Annotated in this window: 19 protein-coding genes and 1 pseudogene; 12 read left to right on the top strand and 8 right to left on the bottom strand. The window is 67.2% G+C overall.

Annotated features, from left to right (window positions below; all coding sequences use genetic code 11):
* Positions 1-370 precede the first annotated feature (370 nt).
* From ACIGII_RS00570 to ACIGII_RS00560, 3 genes are all read left to right on the top strand, one after another.
* On the top strand, positions 371-634 hold the full coding sequence (locus ACIGII_RS00570; protein ID WP_399637715.1) for a hypothetical protein: 264 nt from the start codon (positions 371-373) through the stop codon (positions 632-634).
* Between the two features lie 38 nt (positions 635-672).
* Positions 673-888 (top strand): hypothetical protein, encoded by a 216-nt coding sequence (locus ACIGII_RS00565; protein ID WP_399637713.1) that lies wholly within the window; start codon positions 673-675, stop codon positions 886-888.
* A gap of 162 nt (positions 889-1,050) precedes the next feature.
* On the top strand, positions 1,051-1,542 hold the full coding sequence (locus ACIGII_RS00560; protein WP_399637710.1) for a DUF2247 family protein: 492 nt from the start codon (positions 1,051-1,053) through the stop codon (positions 1,540-1,542).
* Between the two features lie 894 nt (positions 1,543-2,436).
* Here ACIGII_RS00560 and ACIGII_RS00555 read toward each other — a convergent pair.
* Entirely contained in the window at positions 2,437-4,239 is a 1,803-nt protein-coding gene (locus tag ACIGII_RS00555; protein ID WP_399637709.1) for a monovalent cation:proton antiporter-2 (CPA2) family protein, read from the bottom strand.
* Between the two features lie 309 nt (positions 4,240-4,548).
* Between ACIGII_RS00555 and mgtE the strand changes: the two genes are divergently transcribed.
* Both mgtE and ACIGII_RS00545 read left to right on the top strand, forming a co-directional pair.
* A complete protein-coding gene (mgtE, locus tag ACIGII_RS00550; RefSeq protein ID WP_399637706.1) occupies positions 4,549-5,916 on the top strand; it encodes a magnesium transporter in 1,368 nt (455 codons plus the stop codon).
* Positions 5,917-5,997: 81 nt separating this feature from the next.
* Positions 5,998-8,727 (top strand): bifunctional acetate--CoA ligase family protein/GNAT family N-acetyltransferase, encoded by a 2,730-nt coding sequence (locus tag ACIGII_RS00545; protein WP_399637704.1) that lies wholly within the window; start codon positions 5,998-6,000, stop codon positions 8,725-8,727.
* Positions 8,728-8,737: 10 nt separating this feature from the next.
* Here the strand turns inward: ACIGII_RS00545 and ACIGII_RS00540 are convergent, their stop codons facing one another.
* Positions 8,738-9,271, bottom strand: a complete 534-nt coding sequence (locus ACIGII_RS00540) for a hypothetical protein (protein WP_399637701.1) — start codon at positions 9,269-9,271, stop codon at positions 8,738-8,740.
* A 176-nt stretch (positions 9,272-9,447) separates the two neighbouring features.
* Between ACIGII_RS00540 and ACIGII_RS00535 the strand changes: the two genes are divergently transcribed.
* Positions 9,448-10,146 (top strand): alpha/beta fold hydrolase, encoded by a 699-nt coding sequence (locus ACIGII_RS00535; protein WP_399637698.1) that lies wholly within the window; start codon positions 9,448-9,450, stop codon positions 10,144-10,146.
* 59 nt (positions 10,147-10,205) lie between these two features.
* Here the strand turns inward: ACIGII_RS00535 and ACIGII_RS00530 are convergent.
* The 3 genes and pseudogenes from ACIGII_RS00530 to ACIGII_RS00520 all read right to left on the bottom strand — a co-directional run.
* Positions 10,206-10,313: pseudogene (locus tag ACIGII_RS00530) on the bottom strand (HipA domain-containing protein); the annotation flags it as partial.
* Between the two features lie 110 nt (positions 10,314-10,423).
* Positions 10,424-11,227, bottom strand: a complete 804-nt coding sequence (dkgB, locus tag ACIGII_RS00525; protein ID WP_399637694.1) for a 2,5-didehydrogluconate reductase DkgB — start codon at positions 11,225-11,227, stop codon at positions 10,424-10,426.
* Positions 11,228-11,318: 91 nt separating this feature from the next.
* Positions 11,319-12,533, bottom strand: coding sequence for an MFS transporter (locus tag ACIGII_RS00520; RefSeq protein ID WP_399637691.1), 1,215 nt, complete (start codon positions 12,531-12,533; stop codon positions 11,319-11,321).
* A 106-nt stretch (positions 12,534-12,639) separates the two neighbouring features.
* Here ACIGII_RS00520 and ACIGII_RS00515 point away from each other — a divergent pair, with 106 nt between their 5' ends.
* The 3 genes from ACIGII_RS00515 to ACIGII_RS00505 all read left to right on the top strand — a co-directional run bounded on the left by ACIGII_RS00515 (position 12,640) and on the right by ACIGII_RS00505 (position 14,982).
* Positions 12,640-13,542, top strand: a complete 903-nt coding sequence (locus ACIGII_RS00515; RefSeq protein ID WP_399637689.1) for a LysR substrate-binding domain-containing protein — start codon at positions 12,640-12,642, stop codon at positions 13,540-13,542.
* 101 nt (positions 13,543-13,643) lie between these two features.
* Entirely contained in the window at positions 13,644-14,096 is a 453-nt protein-coding gene (locus tag ACIGII_RS00510) for an Rrf2 family transcriptional regulator (protein WP_399637686.1), read from the top strand.
* On the top strand, positions 14,086-14,982 hold the full coding sequence (locus ACIGII_RS00505) for an NAD(P)/FAD-dependent oxidoreductase (protein WP_399637684.1): 897 nt from the start codon (positions 14,086-14,088) through the stop codon (positions 14,980-14,982). Before ACIGII_RS00510 ends, ACIGII_RS00505 begins: the two co-directional genes overlap by 11 nt.
* Before the next feature lie 100 nt (positions 14,983-15,082).
* Here the strand turns inward: ACIGII_RS00505 and ACIGII_RS00500 are convergent, their stop codons facing one another.
* Positions 15,083-16,036 (bottom strand): aldo/keto reductase, encoded by a 954-nt coding sequence (locus tag ACIGII_RS00500; RefSeq protein ID WP_399637681.1) that lies wholly within the window; start codon positions 16,034-16,036, stop codon positions 15,083-15,085.
* Between the two features lie 173 nt (positions 16,037-16,209).
* Here ACIGII_RS00500 and ACIGII_RS00495 point away from each other — a divergent pair, with 173 nt between their 5' ends.
* Entirely contained in the window at positions 16,210-17,061 is an 852-nt protein-coding gene (locus ACIGII_RS00495) for a class I SAM-dependent methyltransferase (protein ID WP_399637679.1), read from the top strand.
* Positions 17,062-17,253: 192 nt separating this feature from the next.
* Positions 17,254-17,790 (top strand): pseudouridine synthase, encoded by a 537-nt coding sequence (locus ACIGII_RS00490; protein WP_399637677.1) that lies wholly within the window; start codon positions 17,254-17,256, stop codon positions 17,788-17,790.
* A gap of 134 nt (positions 17,791-17,924) precedes the next feature.
* On the opposite strand, the gene ACIGII_RS00485 is transcribed toward ACIGII_RS00490, so the two are convergent.
* On the bottom strand, positions 17,925-18,314 hold the full coding sequence (locus tag ACIGII_RS00485; protein ID WP_399637675.1) for a hypothetical protein: 390 nt from the start codon (positions 18,312-18,314) through the stop codon (positions 17,925-17,927).
* A 111-nt stretch (positions 18,315-18,425) separates the two neighbouring features.
* A complete protein-coding gene (gene hrpB, locus ACIGII_RS00480; RefSeq protein WP_399637672.1) occupies positions 18,426-20,930 on the bottom strand; it encodes an ATP-dependent helicase HrpB in 2,505 nt (834 codons plus the stop codon).
* Between the two features lie 93 nt (positions 20,931-21,023).
* Here hrpB and ACIGII_RS00475 point away from each other — a divergent pair, with 93 nt between their 5' ends.
* A complete protein-coding gene (locus ACIGII_RS00475) occupies positions 21,024-21,836 on the top strand; it encodes a TatD family hydrolase (protein ID WP_399637669.1) in 813 nt (270 codons plus the stop codon).
* Positions 21,837-21,850 lie beyond the last annotated feature (14 nt).

Here is a 21,850-nt window from a genome sequence, read left to right as displayed (position 1 = left end):
AACTGACCGGCATAACCGATCGGCATAACCGACCGGCATAACCGACCGGTGTGACCGACCGGTGTGACCGACCGGTAGAGCCGACTGTCAGTCGGCTGCTCTCCGTTCCGACGCCATGAACCCTCGACGCGCCGCTTCGGACGCTCACCAACCGCGACGGGTGAGTCACGAACGCGGATCGCGTGTCCGCAGAATTTCGGGCCGCTACATGTAGACGCTTCTGACCGACGTAAGAATTGTCCGATTGCCATCTCTCTGCGATCGTGCAGAATCCACCGCTGTTCCATCGCAATGACGCTGATGCAAGGCAGTCCCGGCGCCGAGCGTATCAACGTATATGCGCATCTCAATACGTAAATGGAGTTACAGCGTGGATCATCATCCAGTGCCCGCACGCCGTGTGTCGCGGGCGCGCCTTGCGTTTGTCCTTCTGGCTGTTCTTCTGAGTTGCGGCGACGTTTCGGCGCAAAGTGCCGGCGGTCGCTACCCTTGGCAGGAATACAACGAGCGCATCAGGGCTACCGAACTCGTTGCGCCTTTGAAGTCCGAACTGTTCGGCGACCAGATCAGTCTCTACGACAATAGTGCCGAATTCTTTGTGGTTGACGTAGACCTTCCAGGGAACAGCAGCTAACCGTCCAGCTGCGCCGGCGTCTGCGGGTGGGGTCGAAGATGGAGATGGAGTACTTCGGCGGGTTTGGCGAGTGGGACATTGAGGTCCCCTATCTGTACGGAGTGTTCACCGCAACGTGGAAGTGGAACGAAGCCGGCAATGGTTCGGTAGGGAGGTGCAGCGAGCCCTGGTGCCCGAAAATTTCCAACTACTACGAGATCGACGAAATATGGCAGGAAACTACCTGCATCTTCCGGGTTAGGGTGACCGGCTGATGTTCTACTTGGCGCTGGAACGCCGACTCAAGTGCCGGGCCAGCTCAACGGAAAGGCCGAACGATTCGAGTACATTGTGGAGAAGACTGGCGACCTCACGCACCAACGGTTTGTTGAGGGAGGCAGCATCAATGGGCTCCCTAACAAGAACTGATCCGCAATATGACTACTTACGATTGCATTCGGCGCTACGGTCCCTGGAGCTGGGGGGAGTTGGCTTGGGCAATGGAACGAAATTTGATTGACATCAATGTACTGAAAGACTACGCCGAGGAGAGAGAAGATCAAGCGGGCGATCCCGATATAGAAGATCTACTTAGGCAGCTGGATGGCGCTGACTCGTACGAACAGGCGGTCTTGGCAAAGCAGCTTGTACGCCTTGTAGAAGGTGTCGACGAGGAGGCGGTGGCCAGAAAATGGTTGGTCGCTATGCTCGGGAATCTTTATGAGAAGCGCGATACGCTCGCAGATCCTCTTGGCGAGGTTGAGAGGATCTACGCCGATTTTGATTACCCTGAGTGCATGGAATCCTTTGTCAGGTATATGCCTCCTGCCGATGGGTATGTTCCCGAGAGTCATTCCCATGATCAGAATATCGCGAGACTGTTTACGAATTGGCAGGCATTTGTTTCGGAAGCGAGGCGAGTGCTGTAGGGTTTGCAAATCTCGAAAGGGGTTTCCTCTCGCGATTTGGAAGTTCGCATGAGGCTGTCGGAGCTTTTTTAACTTGAGGGAGGAGAGGGGTCGGGCGGAACACCAGTAGACCATTGAAAGTGTCACCATCCAAATGCCTGGGTGTGGCGTCGAGGAGCTGAAGCAGATCAGAAAGCAAAAGATTTTGACGCCGTTGGACCCAAAGACGTAGACACAAAGGCTGACGGAACCCGCGTGGGTCAGTTGGAGGACGAAAGTCGAGTGATTGATAGAAGCTACTCGAAAGACGGAAGGTCAACGCTGGAGATTCAGCGTCAGGATGGTCGAGCGACTGACGAGTTCAGATATGGAGAAAGGCCATCTGGTTGGAAAATTCGAGCGGTGGAGTTCATGCGTTGGATCAGACGGCGCACTACGCAGTCATCTCGGATGATGTCTGTATTGAAGTTCTCACGCGTTTCGTTCCGACATTGATGTACGTAGAGACTTAGTCGAGGACGATCCGTATCGGCAATCCCTGCCCTTGGTAGTCGCTGATAGGTTGAACTACGCAGCCAACGCAAGCTTCCGCCTCGAGGTGGAGATCGTCGAGCAGCATGCTTGGACGCTCGTTGTATCAATTTCAGGAAATTAGTGGGCCGTTGCATCCGGGACAACGAGCAACACCGACAGGCAATCCCGATAGGTAGAGCCGACTGTCAGTCGGCTGCTCTACGTTCCGACGCCATGAACCGTGACACGCGGCTTCGGACGGTTTTCAACCGCGGTCGGTGCGTCGCAGACGTTGGGTGCGTGTCTGCGGATTTTCCGGCCGCGCTGCGCGCGGTCGCCGACTGACAGTCGGCGCTACGAATTTCGAACGTTGGGGTAATTGGACACGTCCGGCCGGGCCGTTCAATTGTCGCGTTGGTTGCCTGCCTTTTCATCGCGTTCCGCATCGGCTTCGAACAGGCGCATCAGGTCCGCTCTCGCGTCGCGCGAGGTCTGCATCACCGCGGCCTCGTCGTCGTAGACCAGGTACTGGTCGCGCAGCAGTTTTTCATCGTGCTCGCGGAAGCGCTCCACGTGGTTGCGCGCCGTCTCCGTGGAAAAGCCCAGCGCCGTCAGCACCCGCTCGCTCATGTCCAGGCTGGAGCCGAACACCTCACGGAACGGTTCGGCCGACATGTCCATCAACCGCCAGGCATGCTGGCGGTTGCGCGCCCGGGCCAGCACCACCGCATTCGGATACATGCGCCGGATCAACCGCGTCGCGTGCATGTTCGCGTCCGGATCGTCCAGCGTGATCACGAACACCCGCACGTTCTCGCCGCCGGCCGCGCGCAACATCTCCGGGCGGGTCGGGTCGCCGTAGTACAGCTTGTTGCCGAAGCGGCGCAGGTCCGACACCGTGTCCGGGTTCGCTTCCAGTGCAATGAACGGAATCTTCTGCGCGGTCAGCAGGCGCGCCACCACCTGGCCGAAGCGGCCCATGCCGGCAATCATCACGCTGGGCTGCGTGCCGCCCGGGTCGATGGTGTCGGCGGCCGGCCTGTCGCCGGCCACCTCGTGTTCGCGACCCAGCAGGCGTAGGAGGGCGATCAGCAGCAGCGGCGTGAGCGCCATCGACAGGCCGACGATCGCCACCAGCCGGTCGTGGTTGGCGTTGCCCAGCAGGTTCGCGCGCTGCGCTTCGTTGAACACCACGAACGCGAACTCACCGCCCAGCCACAGCACGCTGCCCAGCAGCAGCGCGTGCCGCGTGCTCAGCCGGGCCAGCTTGCCGATGCCGAACAGCAGGCTGAACTTCACCACCAGCAGCACCGCCACGCCCATGGCGATCGCCCATGGCTCGGCGATGATCCGGTCCAGGTCGATGCCCATGCCCACGGCGATGAAGAACAGGCCCAGCAGCAGGCCCTTGAACGGTTCGATCTGGGATTCCAACTCATGCCGGAACTCCGAATCGGACAGCAATACCCCGGCCAGGAACGCGCCCAGGCTGGGGCTCAGGCCCACCTCCTGCATGAACCACGCCGTGCCCAGCACCACCAGCAGGGCCATTGCAGTGAATACTTCCGGGCTGCGCGTGCGCGCCACGGTGTTGAACAGCCAGCGCAGCACCGGGCGTCCGCACAGGATCACCACCGCCAGCGCCCCCAGCGCCACTGCCACATCGTTCCACTGCAGGGTGTCGTTGCGGGCGCCGCCCAGCAACGGAATCGCCGCCAGCAGCGGAATCGCGATCAGGTCCTGGAACAGCAGGATGGCAAAGCCCAGCCGGCCGTAATCGGTGTTGAGTCCCTTGTGCTCGGACAGCAGCTGCAGGCCGACGGCGGTGGACGACAGCGCCAGCGCGATGCCCACGATCAGCGCCCCCTTCCAGTGGAAGTGGTCGAGCATGAGCAGGCTGCCCAGCACCAGTGCGCTCACCGCCACCTGCGCGGTACCGGCACCGAACACCGAGCGCCGCATCACCTTCAGCCGGGTGGGCGACAGCTCCAGGCCGATCACGAACAACAGCATCACCACGCCGATCTCGGCCGCGCCAAGGATCCGGTCGGCGTCCTGCACGAACCCCAGCCCGTCCGGACCCAGCACCACCCCCGCGGCCAGGTAGCCGAGCACGGCACCCAACCCGAGCTTCTTGAACACCGGCACCGCGATCACCGCGGCCAGCAGCAACACCAGGGCCAGGACCAGCGCACCGCTATGCATGGGGAAACCTGCGCATTGCATCACCGGCCCGTCGCCGGCGGCCCATTATGCGGCCCGCCGCGTCAACGACCTTCAACCGGGGACGAACGGTGGGCCCGCAAGGGGTTGACCCGGTCCGCGCGCGGGTCCAGACTGCCGCCCGCTGACCGCGCCGCCTCGGCGCGCCCAGCGAAACCCTTCCGGAGTCCACACCCATGTCCAGCGACAGTAGAAGTCGACCTTGCTCGACGCCAGCGATGGCCACCGCCTGACACGGGACGGTTCGCCAGGCGTTGGCGTCGCGCATACGCGATCCACAAGGCGAACCCGATGAACCAGAAAGACCTTTTGCGCCCGGCAGCCGATGCCGCCCTGGGCGCACCCCTGCAGGACTTCAACACCGCCGACGCGGTGGAGTACCTCAACACGCTCGAGCTCGCGCGCGCCGCCGCCACGCTGGCCGCGCTGCCGCTGCCGCGTGCGGTGAAAATGCTCGAACAGCCCGAGCTGACCCGCAGTGGCGACCTGGTGGCCGCGCTGCCGGAAACCAAGGCGGCCGCACTGCTTGGCCTGATGGCCGACGACCGCGCCACCGACATCGTCCATGAGCTGGACGAAGACGAGCGCGCCCGGTTGATCCCGCTGCTCAGCGCCGAATCGCGCCAGGCCATCCAGCAGCTGCTCAGCTACCCCGCGCACACCGCCGGCGCGTTGATGACCACCGAGTTCGTCAGCGTGCCGGCCGACTGGACCGTGGGCCGCACCCTGCAGCACATCCGCGAGGTCGAACGCACCCGCGAAACCGTGTACGCCATCTACGTGCTCGACCCGCACAGCCAGGCCCTGCAGCAGGTGGTGACCATGCGCCGCCTGATCACCGGCCTGCCCGACGAGCCGATCCTGGAGGTCGCCCAGGTCAATCCGCCGGTCACCGTCGACGCCCTGCTCGACCAGGAAGAAGTGGCGCAGCTGATCCGCCGCCACGACCTGCTGGCCATTCCGGTGGTGGACGCGCGCCAGCAGGTGCTCGGCATCGTCACCGTGGATGACATCCTGGACGCGCTGATCGAAGAATCCACCGAAGACGCGCACAAGTTCGGCGGCATGGAAGCGCTGGAAAAGCCGTACATGCAGATCGGTTTCTTCGAGATGCTGCGCAAGCGCGCCGGCTGGCTCAGCGTGCTGTTCCTCGGCGAAATGCTCACTGCCAGCGCCATGCAGCATTACGAAGACGAACTGGCCCGCGCCGTGGTGCTGACCCTGTTCATCCCGCTGATCATGAGTTCCGGCGGCAATTCCGGTTCGCAGGCCACCTCGCTGTTGATCCGCAGCCTGGCCCTGCGCGAGCTGCGCCTGCGTGACTGGTGGCGCGTCGCCCTGCGCGAAGTGCCCACCGGCATCACCCTCGGCGCCATCCTCGGTGTGCTGGCCATCATCCGCATCGTGTCCTGGCAGCTGCTGGGCCTGCACGACTATGGCGAGCACTGGCAGCTGCTGGCGCTGACCATCGGTGCGGCGCTGGTGGGCATCGTCACCTTCGGCTCGTTGTCCGGGTCGATGCTGCCCTTCATCCTCAAGCGCCTGGGCTTCGACCCGGCCAGTGCCTCGGCGCCGTTCGTGGCCACCCTGGTGGACGTGACCGGGCTGGTGATCTATTTCAGCATCGCCGCGATGATCCTGCGCGGCACCCTGCTGTAACCCGACCCCGCCTGCGATCATCCCACCACCGCCCGCACCCGTGTACCGTGTCACTACGTGTCCCGGTACCTGTTCGACCCCATGAGCACCTACCACCTGCAATCCGTGTTCCGCCCGCAATCGGTGGCCGTCGTCGGCGGCAGTCCGCGCGAGCGTTCCGCCGGCCGCGCGGTGATGCGCAATCTGCGCGCGGCCGGCTTCCCCGGCAAGGTCGCGTGGATCAACCCCCGCTACAGCGAGATTGACGGCATCCGCACGGTGAAGCGGCTCAAGGACCTGGACTGGGTGCCGGAGCTGGTGGTCATCACGGCCCCGGCCAGCATCGTGCCGCAGGTGGTGGCCACCGCCGCCGAACGCGGCGTGGCCGCCGCCATCATCCTCACCGCCAACCTGGGCCACGGCCCGGGTTCGCTTACCGAGCAGGTTGAAGCCGCCGCGCGCCCGAAGGGCCTGCGCATCCTTGGCCCGCACTGCCTGGGCGTGATCGCCCCGCATGCGCGCCTCAACGCCAGCATCGCCGCGCATGTCCCGCAGGCCGGCGACCTCGCGCTGATTTCCGAATCCAGTGCGATTGCCGCAGCGCTGGTGGAGTGGGGCGTGGCCCGTTCGGTCGGCTTCTCCGCCGTGGTTTCGCTCGGCGACGCACTGGATGTCGACTTCGGCGACCTGCTGGACTACTTCGCCACCGATTACCGCACCCGCGCCATCCTGCTCTACGTCGAGCACATCGGCGACGCGCGCAAGTTCATGTCCGCGGCCCGCGCCGCCGCCCGCGCCAAGCCGGTGGTGGTGGTCAAGTCCGGTCGCCACCTCCGTATCGAGCCCGATGGCGACACCCACGTGCAGGCGCTGGCCAGTTCCGATGCCGTGTACGGTGCCGCGTTCAACCGCGCCGGCCTGCTGCGCGTGAGCGCGCTGGACGAACTGTTCACCGCCGCCGAAACACTCGGGCGGCTGGGCACCTTCCCGGGCCGGCGCCTGGCCATCCTCAGCAACGGCGGCGGGGTAGGGCGGCTGGCGGTCGACCAGCTGCTGGCCCTGCGCGGCACCCTGGCCGAACTTTCGCCCGGCACCATTGCCGCGCTGGACGCCGTGCTGCCGGAAGGCTGGTCGCGCAGCAACCCGGTCGACATCGTCGTCGACGCCGATGGTGACCGCTACGCAGCCGCCATCGACGCACTCATGTCCGACACCGGCAATGACGCCGTGCTGGTGGTCAACGTCCCCACCGCGTTCACTTCCTCGGCCGATGCCGCGCAGGCGCTGACCCGCACGCTGGGCCTGCGCCCGCGCCACCACCGCGACAAACCGGTGTTCGCGGTCTGGCTGGGCAACGACGACCGCGCCACCGCCACCCTCAACGCCGCGCGCGTGCCGACCTATCCGACCGAGGCCGAAGCGGTACGCGGCTTCCAGCACCTGGTGCGCTACCGCGACGCGCAGGCCGCGCTGATGGAAACCCCGCCCAGCCTGCCGGAAGACTTCGTCGTGGACACGGCCGCGGCGCGCGCCATTGTCGAGGCCGCGCTCGCGGCGGGCCAGCAGTGGCTGGATCCGATCGCCATCCACCAGCTCCTGTCGGCCTACGGCATTCCGTCGGCGCCGGTGATGCAGGCGCGCGACGCGCATGAGGCCATGGACCTGGCCCAGCCGCTGCTGGAACGGGGCGCCACCGTCGCGGTGAAGGTGTTTTCCGCCGACATCCCGCACAAGTCCGACGTGGACGGCGTGCGCCTGAACCTGGGCACCCTGCAGTCGGTGCAGGCTGCGGCCAGCTCCATCCTTGCGCGCGCCCATGAGCTGCGCCCGCACGCGCGCATCGATGGGGTTCTGGTGCAGCCCACCATCGTGCGGCCCAAGGCGCGCGAACTGATCGCCGGCATCGCCGACGACCCGACCTTCGGTCCGGTGGTGGTGTTCGGCCGCGGCGGCACCGCCGTCGAAGTGATCGACGACAAGGCATTGGCGCTGCCGCCGCTGGACCTGCGCCTGGCCCATGAGCTGATCGGTCGCACCCGCGTCTCACGCATCCTCAAAGCCTACCGCGACGTGCCGGCCGCCGATGAGCGCGCCGTTGCACTGATCCTGGTCAAGCTGGCCCAGCTGGCTGCCGACATTCCCGAAGTACGGACGCTGGACATCAACCCGTTGCTGGCCGACCGCGATGGGGTCATCGCGCTGGATGCGCGCGTGGCGATCGCGCCCTCGCGCAAGCTGCACAAAGGCCGCGGTCATCCGCGTTTCGCCGTGTTCCCGTACCCGAAGGAGTGGGAGCGCACCCTGACCCTGTCCGATGGCGCGCCGGCATTCGTGCGCCCGGTGCGACCGGAGGACGACGCGTTGTTCCGCGCCTTCTTCGCCCGGGTGACCGACGACGACCTGCGCCTGCGCTTCTTCCAGTCGGTCAAGCATTTCAGCCACGAGTTCATCGCCCGCCTGACCCAGCTCGACTACGCCCGCTCCATTGCCCTGGTCGCGATCGACCCGCGCAGCGGCGACATGCTCGGCGCGGTGCGCCTGCATGCCGATGCCGATTACGATCGCGGCGAATACGGCATCCTGATCCGTTCCGATCTCAAGGGCCACGGCATCGGCTGGCGGCTGATGACCATCATGATCGAATACGCCCAGTGGCTCGGGCTGAACATCGTCGAAGGCCAGGTGCTGCGCGAGAACAGCACCATGCTGGCGATGTGCCAGAGCCTGGGCTTCAAGACCCGGCTGGACCCCGACGACCCCACCGTGATGGTGGTGACCCTGCCGGTGCAGAGCGTGCAGGTGCCCGAGCCGCCGGAGGGTCTGGCCCACTGAGCCTGGCAGGTTACTTCGGCTCGGTGGCGAGGGTCAGGAAGCGGGCGGCGTGCAGCAACGGCAGCTGCGCCATGCCATCGTTGCCGGGCGCGCAGTGATTGCTCAACAGCGTCTGGTAGGCCAGCGAGCCCACCCCGAACAGCGGCGCGCCCGGCGCGGGCAGGGCATCGACCAGTGCATAGCCGCGCTCCTCGGCATCCACGAACTGCGAACGGAAGGCCGACAACGTCTGCGCGCCAACCCTGCAGGGATTGGTGATGAACATCAGCTGCCGGCCCAATGCGGCGGCCCGGCCCTCGCTGGTCTGCAGCTCCGCGTCGGTCAGCGCATTTTTCAGGGGCTCGGCAATGGCGCCGAAGTACGCCATTTCCTGCCGGATCGACTCCAGCCGCAGCTGGCGCGCGGGCGCGGGCGGAGGTGCGACGGCCAACTCCCCACTGCCCGCACGTTGCACCGTGCCAGCAGAACCAGGAGAGGCAGGGGGGACAGGAACGCGCGCGTTGGCGGGCGGCGTGGCGGCGTTGTTGGCTGGAATGGAGTGCATGCAGGGTTCCTGGAGTGGACGGCGCATCAGCCTAGGCAGCGCAGCTTCAGCCGTTGGTACTGCATCACGCGGCAACGGCAAGTGCCTGTTTCCAAAGCCTGGCTGCAGCCGCTCCATGCAACACACCGGGCCGCAGACGACACGCCGGCGAGGTCGGGATCGCCGACAATACCGGCATGACCGAACGCATTCCCGTGCTCTTGCTACCCGGCCTGCTCAACGATGCCGAACTCTGGCGCGGGCAGATCGCCGCCCTGTCCGACATCGCCGACTGCCGCGTGGGGGACCAGACCCGTGGCGAGACCCTGCAGGCGGTGGTGGACGATGTGCTGGCGCAGGCGCCGGACCGGTTTGCGCTGGCCGGTTTCTCGCTCGGCGGCTTCGTCGCCCAGCAGATCCTGCGCGTGGCCCCCGAACGCGTGCTGCGGCTGGCGCTGATCGACACCTCCCTCCACGCCGACTCTCCGGAACGCGCCGCGCAGCGCCAGTCGCAGCGTGCCAGCGTGCGCCTACCCGGCACCTTCCACGGTTTCGGCGACAAGCTCATGCGCAGCTACATCCATGCCTCGCGCCTGGACGACTACGTCCTGGTGCAGCGCGTACGCGACATGACCGCCCGGCTCGGTGCCGAGGTGTTCCTGCGGCAGAGCGCGCTGGACCGCATCGATGGCCATGACGTGCTGGCCGGCTACCGCGACCCGCTGCTGATCATCTGCGGTGCCAACGACCGCATCACCCCGCTGCCGATCAGCGAGGAGATGCACGCACTGGTGCCGGGCTCGACGCTGGTGGTCATTCCCGACTGCGGCCACCTCGCGCCGATGGAACAGCCCGACGCTGTCAACGCCGCCATGCGGGAATGGCTGCAGCGCTGATCCAGCCAGGCAGGCGCATGCGCTGCAACGCCCCCGCCCACATCACTGGGCGCGTGACGCCAGCGACCATCGAACAGCAGTCCGTGGTTACGCAGATGGTCGTCGCTATTGCCGATCAGAACATTCAGCAGCATGTTCCGGTAAAGAACGGGACCGGCGTCGGGCACGCCAATCTGCCGACACCCCTCCGGTGTTTGTCTGCGTGCACAGCGGCAGGAATGTTCAGGATCCGATACGGTATGCGGCGTTACGTATCGAATGCTGAACAAAACCCCCGTTAATCCCACGCTGGCGCAATGCCTTCCGGATTGGCCAGCCGCTGCCCGCGATCCAGCGTGGCAATCTGCGCCATGTCCTCATCGCTCAACCGCAGGTCCGCAGCGAGCAGGTTGCTGGCCAGGTTCTCACGCTTGGTCGAGGACGGAATCACCGCAAAGCCCTGCTGCAGGGCCCAGGCCAGTGCGACCTGCGCCGGGGTGGCGTCGTGGCGTTCGGCAATGGCCTGGATCACCGGATCCTTCAACACTTCGCCATAGGCCAGGCTCATGTAGGCCGTCACATGGATGCCCTGCTCGCGCAGGAACGCAATCAGCGCCCGGTTCTGCAGGTACGGATGCACCTCGATCTGGTTGGTCGCGATCGCATCGGCACCGAGGATCGCGATCGCCTGGCGGGTGAGGTCGATGGTGAAATTGGAAATGCCGATCTGCCGGGTCAGGCCTTCGGCCTTGGCCTGCGCCAGCGCGCCCAGGTATTCGGCCATCGGCACCGCGTCGTTCGGCGACGGCCAATGAATCAGGGTCAGGTCGACATGGTCGGTACGCAGCTTGCGCAGGCTTTCGCGCAGGCTCTCACGCAGAGCATCGTGTTCGAAGCTGGCAATCCACACCTTGGTGGTGATGAACAGCTCATCGCGGGCAACGCCGGACTCGGCAATGGCCTGCCCGACCTCGGCCTCGTTGCCGTAGATCTGCGCGGTATCGATGGCGCGGTAACCCACGTCCAATGCGTTGCGGACCGAATCGATGACGGTCTGGCCCTTCAGGCGGAACGTGCCCAGGCCGAATGCGGGAATGCTCATGGAGAAACTCCTTCAATGGGGGAAACAACAAAGACTACGCCTGGCACAGCCAACCCGATGTAGAGCCGACCGTGGGTCGGCTGCTCTCACCTCAATGCGCGGCGACCACCACGCCGTCGGCGCGGTCTTCAACACCGTCGCGACGGTCCAGCCGACCGCTCAGCACGGTCAGCCCCAGCGCGCCCAGCACCACCAGCGCGCCCAGCCACGGCGTGTGCATCAGGCCCAGGTGGTCCACTACCAGGCCGCCCAGCGACGCGCCCATCGCGATGCCGACGTTGAACGCGGCGATGTTCAACCCGGACGCCACGTCCGCCGCCTGCGGTGCGAAACGCTGCGCCTGCTTCACCACGTAGACCTGCAGGCCCGGCACGTTGCCGAACGCCACCGCGCCCAGCGCCAGCACCGTCAGCAGCACCAGCCACGTGTTGTAGGCGGTGAAGGTCAGGGCGAACAGCACCAGCGCCAGCAGCCCGAAGATCAGCTTCAACGCCGGAATCGGCCCACGGCGGTCGGCCAGGCGGCCGCCCCACAGGTTGCCGATGGCCACCGACACGCCGTACACCAGCAGGACGCCGCTGACCGCATTGGCCGAGAAGCCGGTGACGTCCTGCAGGATCGACGCCAGATAAGTGAACGACAGGAACGTGCCGCCATAGCCCAGCGCGGTGATCGCATACACCAGCAGCAGGCGCGGCTGCGCCAGCACCGCCAGCTGCTGGCCGAACGTGGCCGGCTCGCTGCGCTGCAGGTTGCGCGGCACGAACAGCAGGCTGCCCAGCAGCGCCACTACGCCCAGCGCGGCCACCGCCAGGAAGGTCGCGCGCCAGCCCAGGTGCTGGCCGATGAAGGTGCCCAGCGGCACGCCGGTGACCAGTGCCACGGTCAGGCCGGTGAACATGATCGCAATCGCGCTGGCCGCCTTTTCCTTCGGCACCACCGAGGTGGCGATGATCGACCCGATCGAGAAGAACACCCCGTGCGCCAACCCGGTCAGCACCCGCGCCACGATCAGCGAGCCGTAGCTGGGCGCCATCCAGGCGATCACGTTGCCCACGGTGAACAGCACCATCAGGGCCACCAGCAGGGTCTTTCGTGGCACCCGGCCGGTCAGCGCGGTCAGCACCGGTGCGCCGACCGCCACGCCCAGGGCGTACAGCGAGACCAGCAGGCCGGCCGAGGGCAGGGAGACGCCGAGATCGGCGGCGATGGTCGGGATCAGCCCGACGATGACGAATTCAGTGGTGCCGATGGCGTACGCACCCAGCGTCAACGCCAACAAGGCCAAGGGAATGCCACGGGACATGAGGGTTACCGGTGGAAGGAGAGGCTGCGCAGTCTGCGCGCGGGACTCTTGCGGAAAAACCGGCCTTCACGCCAATGACTCTTGCTTCATGGTCAATAATGGGTCCATGAAGACCACTCTGGACGAAATGCAGGCATTCATCGCCGTCATCGACAGCGGCTCCATCACCGCCGCCGCCGAGGCACTGGGGCAGACCACCTCCGGGGTCAGCCGCGCGCTGGGCCGGCTGGAGGAAAAGCTGGGCACCACCCTGCTGACCCGCACCACCCGCCGGCTGCAGCTCACCGAGGAAGGCGATGCGTTCCTGGCCCAGGCCCGCGCCATCGTGGCATCAGTGGAAGCCGCCGAGGAGCAGATGACGGCGCGGCGACAGCGCCCGGCCGGCCGCCTGCGCGTGGATGCGGCCACCCCGTTCGTGCTCCACGTGATCGCGCCGGTGGTGGCCGGGTACCGGGCGCTGTACCCGGACGTGCAGCTGGAGCTCAACAGCAGCGAGCGCTACATCGACCTGCTGGAACGCCGCACCGATGTCGCCATCCGGATCGGCCCGCTGGCCGACTCCACCCTGCATGCGCGACCGCTCGCCCACAGCCGCCTGCGCGTGCTGGCCAGCCCGGCGTATCTGGCCGCGCACGGCACGCCCACGACCGTGGAAGACCTGGACGCCCACGCGCTGCTCGGCTTCAACGAACCGGATTCGCTCAACCACTGGCCGCTGCCCGGGCGTACCGACGCGCTGCTGCACATCCGCCCGGCGGTGGCGGTTTCCAGCGGCGAAACCCTGCGCCGCTTGGCCCTCGAAGGCGCCGGCGTGGTCTGTCTGTCCGACTTCATGACCCACCGTGACCGCGACGCCGGCACGCTGGTGCAGCTCTTGCCGACGTTGACCGTGGAAGTACGCCAGCCCATCCACGCCGTGTACTACCGCAACACTGCCGTCTCGGCGCGGATCAGCAGCTTCCTGGATTACCTCGCCGACGCGATGACCGGCCAGGCCTTTCTGCGGTAGCGCCGGCCGTTGGCCGGCCTACACAGGGGTTCACCGTTCATGGGGCCGGCCAACGGCCGGCGCTACCGGATCGACGCTAAATATGTAACTATTGACGTTACATGAAATCCAGCAACCAGTTTTCCGACGCACTCCACATCATGGCCCACCTGGTCGGGCAGGCCGGCCCGCGCACCTCCGAGCAGCTCGCCGCCTGCCTGCCCACCCATCCGGTGGTGATCCGCCGGCTGCTGGCCGCCCTGCACAAGGGGGGCCTGGTGCATACCGCGCGCGGGCACGGTGGCGGCAGCCACCTGGCGCGCGACCCGGCGACGATCACCCTGCACGACGTGTATCTCGCCATCGGGTCGCCCGCCCTGCTGCACACCGGCGCGCGCGAAACCGGTCGCGGCTGCCCGGTGCAGCAGGTGGTGAATGCCGCGCTGGATGAGAGCTACCAACAGGCGCAGGCGCTGCTCGAACAGCGCCTGCATGCCACCACGCTGGCGACCCTGGGCGACGCTTTTGCCCAGCACCTGGCCCAGCACAGCAAGGGAGTTCCGCATGACCGTTGATGCCGTAATCGTCGGAGGCAGTTTCGCTGGCCTCTCCGCCGCCACGATGCTGGCGCGTGGCCGCCGCAGCGTGCTGGTCATCGACAGCGGACTGCCGCGCAACCGGTACGCGGCGCATTCGCACGGCGTGCTGGGGCTGGACGGCATCAGCGGCAGCGACCTGCTGCGCCAGGCCAAGGCGCAGCTGCTGGAGTACCCCAGCGTGCGCTGGGCCACCGACACCGCGGTGGATGCCCAGGCAACGGTGGATGGCTTCGCCGTGACCACCGCCAGCGGCGAGACCTGGTCCGCGCGCAAGCTGCTGCTGGCCACCGGGATACGCGATGCACTGCCGGACCTGCCCGGGCTCGCCGCGCGCTGGGGCCAGAGCGTGCTGCACTGCCCGTACTGCCACGGTTACGAAATCGGCGGCGGCGCGATCGGTCTGCTGGGCGGCCACGCGATGTCCGCGTTCATGGCCGGCCTGCTGGCCGATTGGGGCCAGGTGACGCTGTTTGCGCATGGCATGACGCTGGAGCCCGACGAGATCGCCACCCTGCAACGGCGCGGTGTGCAGATCGAATCCGAAGCGGTGGTGGCGCTTGACGGTGAGGCACCGCAACTGAGCGGTGCACGCCTGGCCGACGGTCGCCACATCGACCTGCGCGCACTGTTCGTCACCGCACGCCAGGAGATGGGCTCACCCCTGGTCGAACAGCTGGGATGCGCCTTGGACGAAAGCCCGGTGGGCGTGCTGGTGCGCGTGGACGCGCAGAAGCAGACCACCGTGCCCGGCGTGTACGCCGCGGGCGATGCCACCGCCATGGGCAACATCACCCTGGCCAGCGCCGAAGGCGTGCGCGCTGGAGTCAGCATCCACCACGCGCTGGTAGCAGAAGACGCCTGACCCATCCGGAACCCCACCCACCGTAGAGCCGGGCTGTGCCCGGCTGTGGTGTCCGGCACTGCGCAGCCACGCAGGGCGCGGCGCTACAGGCCGGGCGATGTCACTCGGCGCTGGCGGCGTCCAGCTGCGCGATGTCCTTGGCCGACAGCGCCACCTGCGCTGCGGCCAACACATCCTGCAGCTGCGCCACACTGGTCGCGCTGACGATGGGGGCGGTGATCCCCGGCCGCGCGATCAACCACGCGATCGCAACCTGCGCGGCAGTGGCGTTGTGGCTGCCCGCCACGTCATCCAGTGCCTGCAGGATGCGCAGGCCACGCGGGTTGACGTATTTCGCCACCACGCTGCTGCCGCGCGAACGGCTCTTGGCCGCATCCTCCGCACTGCGGTACTTGCCGCTGAGGAAGCCACTGGCCAGGGAGTAGTAGCTGATCACGCCGAGCCCGTGCTCGCGCGCCACCGCCTCCAGCCCGCTCTCGTACCCCGCACGGTCGTACAGGTTGTACTCCGGCTGCAGCGTCTCGTAGCGGGGCAGTTTGTAATCAGCCGATACCTTCAGTGCATCGCGCAGGCGTTCGGCGCTGTAATTGGACGCACCAATCGCACGCACCTTGCCCTGTTCAATCAGCCGCCCGAACGCCGCCAGCGTGGTCTCCAGCGGCGTGGACTCGTCATCCTCATGGGCCTGGTACAGATCGATCACATCGGTCTGCAGGCGACGCAGCGAATCTTCCACCGCCGCACTGATGTTGTCGGCCGACAGCCCCGGGCGCTCGGCCCATTTGGCGACCTTGGTGGCCAGCACCACCTTGTCGCGCTTGCCACTGCGCTGGAACCAGCGGCCCAGGATCGCTTCCGATTCCCCGCCCTGGTTGCCCGGCACCCAGGCCGAATACACATCGGCGGTATCGACCAGGTTGTAGCCGGCATCGACAAACGCATCGAGCAGGGCGAACGAGGTCTTCTCGTCCGCGCCCCAGCCGAACACGTTGCCACCGAACGCGATGGGAAGCACGTTCAGGCCGGAACGGCCGAGTTCGCGCGGTGCAGTCATGGGCAATCCTCCAATCACAATCCAATGCCACAGCATAAGTGCCTGCCCATGACATCGCTGCGGCACCGACCACAAAACAGTGTTCTGCTTCGCTGCACTGCACTAACGCTTTGTGAACACCTTTGACATCGCGACTGCTAGTCTCGCCGCATCCCGCCACCGTAGGTGATCCGATGAAAGCCCGTTCGCTCAGCTGTGCCTGCCTGTTCACCGTTTCCACGCTGCTGCTTGCCGCCCCTGCCATGGCGATCAAGCCGGCAGGACCCAATGCCCAGCCGGCCATCACTGCCGCGGTGCAGGCTGCCGTCGACGGCAAGGGCCGCACCCCGGACAACGTGAAGCGCGACGCCTACCGCCACCCGGCGCAGACGCTGTCGTTCTTCGGCGTGGAACCCGGCAAGACCGTGGTGGAAATTACCCCCGGCGGCGGCTGGTACTCGGAAATCCTCGCCCCGCTGCTGCGCGACAAGGGCACCTATGTCGCCGCGGTGGTCGACCCGATGGCGGTGGCTGAAGGCAAGGCGCGCGATTACCAGCAGCGCGGACGCGATGGGCTGGAGAAGAAGTTCGCCGCCGCCCCGGCGCTCTACGACAAGGCCAAGATCGTGGGCTACGACCCCAAGGCCCCGACCTTCGGCGCCGACAATTCCGCCGATGTGGTGTTGACCTTCCGCAACGTGCACAACTGGCGCAGTGCCAACCAGGCCGAAGGCATGTTCAAGGGCTTCTACAAGGTCCTCAAGCCCGGTGGCGTGCTCGGCGTGGTCGAACACCGTGCCAAGGCCGACGTGGCGGCCGATGACAAGAGCGGCTACGTCGGCCAGGCGCAGGTGATCGCGATGGCCGAAGCGGCCGGTTTCAAGCTGGCGGGCAGCAGCGAGATCAACGCCAACCCGCGTGACACCAAGGACTACCCGAACGGCGTGTGGACCCTGCCGCCGACCAACAATCACGACCCCGCCGATGCCGCCAAGTACAAGGACATTGGCGAAAGCGACCGCATGACCCTGCGCTTCGTGAAGTAATACCGCGTCCATGACGTAGTGCCGGGCTCTGCCCGGCAACGGTGACGCCGGCGCACGACCAACGGTCGTGCGCTACCGGCGGGGGTCGCGGGTCCGGTGGCGCGAGCCTGGTAGGTACCGACCGTTGGTCGGTACCAACGCAACCGACGCCACGGAATGGGACAATGCCACCTCGCCACCCACGTCCCGCCCATGCTCATCGCGTTCAACAAGCCCTTCAACGTCCTGTGCCAGTTCACCGACAGCAGCCAGCCGCCGCGCGCGACCCTGGCCGGGTTCGGCCTGCCGCCCGACGTGTACGCGGCCGGACGGCTGGACTACGACAGCGAAGGCCTGCTGCTGCTTACCGACGATGGCAGGCTGGCGCACCGGCTGACCGACCCGCGCCACAAGGAAGACAAGACCTACTGGGTGCAGGTGGAAGGCACGCCGACCGACGAGCAGGTACAGGCGTTGCGCAGGGGGGTGCAGTTGAACGACGGCCCCACCCTGCCCGCACGCGTGGAGTACCTGGAACCCCCAACGTTGTGGGAGCGTACGCCGCCGGTGCGCTTCCGCAAGACCGTGCCCGATGCATGGCTGGCGATCACCCTGCGCGAAGGGCGCAACCGCCAGGTGCGGCGGATGACGGCGGCAGTGGGTCTGCCTACGCTGCGGCTGGTCCGCGTGGCGATGGGCCCGCATACCCTGGAGCGGTTGCAGCCGGGCGAGTGGCGCCAGATCCCGTAGAGACACCCCATGGGCGTCTGCCCACACCGCCTGATGGCAGGCTCAGCCGCGCATGGCGTGGCGCTACGGTCTGCGCGCCCAACGAAAAACCGCCGGGCTTGCCGGCGGCTTCGTTCCAACGAACACAAGATGGATCAGGCATCGCTGCCGATGTCGCTATGCTCATCCACCACCGTGCTGGTGCGGCGATTGCGCGCGCTGATGCGCTCGGCCTGCCCATTCACCACGCTGCCGTTGGCCAGCTTCTTCTTCTGCTGCTTGCGGTACAGCGCGTAGCCCAGCAGGCCCACGCCCACCGCCGCCACCGCGATGGTGGCCGCCGGATTGCGGCGCACGGCCTTGGCCGCCACCTTGCTGCCGGTCTTCACCGCACCGAGCGCCGCACCGGTCTTGATCCAGTCCGTCGCCTGCGGGCCCAGATGGCGCAGGTTGCTGCCCGCATGCTTCAGGCCATCGCCCGCGCTGCTTGCCAGGTCCAGTGCACGCTCCAGGGCGCGGTCGGTAATCACGGTCAGTCTGCTCATTGGGGGATCCTTTGCCTCGGTTCGATGGTCAGTGTCGCGCGGGGGCCGTGTAGGGCGTGTTATCCAGCGGCCACGTGCAGCTCATGCACCTGACCCGTCTGCAGGATTGATTCAGGTACCGCGGGGCTTGGCGCGGTGCGTGGCGTTGGCCGTCCATGGATCGTCCGGCCATGGGTGCCTGGGGTAGCGTCCCTTCATTTCCTTTTTGACCTCTGCATAGGTGCTGGCCCAGAAGTTGCGCAGGTCCTGGGTGACCTGCAGTGGGCGACCGCCGGGTGACAGCAGGTGCAGGGTGAGCGGTACCCGGCCATCGGCGATGCGCGGCGTATCGGCCAGCCCGAACAGTTCCTGCAGCTTCACCGCCAGCACCGGTGGCTGCGGCGTGCTGCCGTCGGCATCGATCGCATAGTGGATCGCCCGCTCCATGCCGGACGGCACCGCCATCCGCACCGGCGCATGACGGTCGATCAGCTGTCGCTGCGCCCATGGCAGCGGAGACTTCAGCGCCTCGCCCAGCGCCGACTCGTCCAGCGCATCCAACCGGGTCCTGCCGCTGAACGCCGGGGTCAGCCAGGTCGACAATGACGCCATCAGCGCCGCATCGGACACGTCCGGCAGTTCCAGCTCCGGCATCCACGCGCGCACGGCCAGTGCCCGCGCCTGCCACTGGCGCAGCCCGTCGGTCCACGGCAAGGCCTCCAGTCCCAGTTCGCGCACGGCCTCGGTCAGTGCCTGCGCGGCGTGTGCGGGATCCACCCGGCCGGCGGAGCGGCTGTCCAGCACGATGCGGTCAAACCGGCTCTCGCGGCGCGCCACCAGCGCGCGTTTGTCCGCATCCCAGCGCACCACGTCCTGCTGCTGGAAACGCTGCGGGAAATCGCGCCGCAGCCGGTCCTCGTCGACCGGCGCAGCGCGCAGCAGCAACGCGTCGCGCGCTTCGTAGCGCAGTTCAACCGCTACCAGCCACGGCTCGCCGCGCAGATCGCTGGGGTCGAACAACCGCGCGCTGCGGCCATTGGCCAGCAGGTAGCGCAGCGGATCGCTGGGATGGCGCGCGGCGATCCGGTCGGGGAAGGCATGTGCCAGCAGGTCGCCCAGCTGGTGCGCGTCCACCGACGACGGCGGCGTCGCGTCGCAGCGCAGGCGCCGCCGCCACTGCTTGCTGGCTGCATCGATGGCCGCCAGTGCCCCACGATTGGCATCGTGCGGGGCGCGGCCCTGCCGGAACGCCGCCAACGCACGCCAGCGCGCGGCCAGTGCATCGCCGCCGTGGCGCAGGGGGTCACGGGCCTCCACCAGGGCTGCCAGGTCGCAGGCCAACGCCTGCTCGGTGCCGCCCTGTGCGGCCAGCAGCATGGCCGCCAGGCGTGGATGCGTGCCCAGGGTGAGCATGCGTCGGCCCAGCGCAGTCAAGGCACCGCTGTCGCTCAGCGCGCCCAGCCGCTGCAGCAGCTCGCGCGCCGCGGCCAGCGCGCCCACCGGCGGCGCGTCCACGAAGCGCAGGTCGTCGCTGCCCCAGGCCGCCAGTTCCAGCGCCAGCGAGGCCAGCTCCACCTGCGCCATCTCCGGCCGGCGCTGCGCCTCCAGCCGCTGCGACTGCGGCCACAGCCGCCACGCCCAGCCGTCGGCCACGCGCCCGGCACGGCCGGCACGCTGGTCGGCCGAGGCCTGCGCGATGCTCACTACGTCCAGCCGCGCAAAGCCGCTGTTGGGGTCGTAACGCGGTTCGCGCGCCAGCCCCGCGTCGATCACCACGCGCACGCCGGGCAGGGTGACCGAGGACTCGGCCACGTTGGTGGCCAGCACCACCCGGCGCTTGCCCTGCGGGTCGGGCTGCAGCACGCGCGACTGCTGCTCCACCGGCAGTTCGCCGTGCAGCGGCAGCACCTGCACATCGGCCGGCAGCGCCTGTTCCAGCGCCGCCTGGGTGCGGTTGATTTCACGCTGGCCGGGCAGGAATATCAGGATATCGCCCGGGTGCTCGGCCAGGGCCTGCTCCACCGCGCGCCGCGCCTGCGCTTCCAGCGACTCCTCGCGGCGCGCCGGGAAGTGGCTGATGGTCACCGGGAAACCGCGGCCTTCGCTGCTCAGCCGTGGCGCGTCCAGGAACTGCGCCAGCCGCTCCCCGTCCAGCGTGGCCGACATCACCACGATACGCAGGTCCTCGCGCAGCTGCGCCTGCACGTCCAGCGCCAGCGCCAGGCCCAGGTCGGCGGACAGGTGGCGTTCGTGGAACTCGTCGAACAGCAGCGCGCCCACCCCTTCCAGCATCGGGTCGTCCTGCAGCATCCGGGTCAGGATGCCTTCGGTCACCACCTCCACCCGGGTCCGCGCGGATACCTTGTTTTCGAAGCGGATCCGGTAGCCGACCGTGTCACCAACGTCCTCGCCCAGCTGCCGGGCCATGAACTGCGCGGCGCTGCGTGCGGCCACGCGACGCGGTTCCAGCATCAGGATCTTTCGGCCCTGCAGCCATGGCGCGTCCAGCAGCGCCAGCGGCACCTGGGTGGTCTTGCCGGCGCCGGGCGGTGCTTCCAGCACCAGCCGCGGATGCGTGGCCAGGTGTGCGGCGATCTGCGGCAGCAGTGGGGAAATGGGGAAACTCGGCGTGCTCATGCGGCAAGGATACGGGCCACGGCCAGCCGCAGCGAGCGGCCGCGCGCGGGCGGCACGTTACAATGGACGGGTTAACTGCCCTTTAGCTGCCCCATGCATCTGATCGATATCGGCGCCAACCTCACCCACGACTCCTTCGACCGCGACCGCGACGCCGTGCTCGCGCGCGCGCGCGACGCCGGCGTGGTGCAGATGGTGCTGACCGGCGCCAGCCGCGAGCATTCGCCGCTGGCACTGGAACTGGCGCGCCAGCATCCGGGTTTCCTGTACGCCACCGCCGGCGTGCATCCGCACCACGCGGTGGAATACACCGACGAATGCGACGCCGAAATGCGCGCGCTGCACGCCCACGCCGAAGTGGTGGCGGTGGGCGAGTGCGGGCTGGATTACTTCCGCGACTTCGCTCCGCGCCCGGCCCAGCACCGCGCCTTCGAGCGCCAGCTGCAGCTGGCCAGCGAGGTGCGCGCCGCCGATGGCCAGCGCAAGCCGCTGTTCCTGCACCAGCGCGACGCGCATGCCGATTTCATGGCGCAGATGAAGAACTTCGACGGCCGCATCGGCGCAGCCGTCGTGCATTGCTTTACCGGTGAGCGCCAGGAGTTGTTCGATTACCTGGACCAGGACTGGTACATCGGCATCACCGGCTGGCTGTGCGACGAGCGCCGTGGCGCCCACCTGCGCGAGCTGGTGAAGCACATTCCGGCCGAGCGGTTGATGATCGAAACCGATGCCCCCTACCTGCTGCCGCGCAGTTTGAAGCCGATGCCGAAGGATCGGCGCAATGAACCGATGTTCCTGGCCCATATCGTGGAAGAGCTGGCGCGGGATCGCGGCGAGGATGTGGAGCTGACTGCAGCGAACGCCACCGCAGCGACGCGCACGTTCTTCCGCCTGCCGCCGGCCTGATCGCGTAGGGGCAC

The sequence above is a fragment of the Stenotrophomonas sp. NPDC077420 genome, assembly GCF_044543385.1.
In the GTDB taxonomy this organism is placed as follows: domain Bacteria; phylum Pseudomonadota; class Gammaproteobacteria; order Xanthomonadales; family Xanthomonadaceae; genus Stenotrophomonas.
This window is presented reverse-complemented; position numbering and strand designations above follow the sequence as displayed.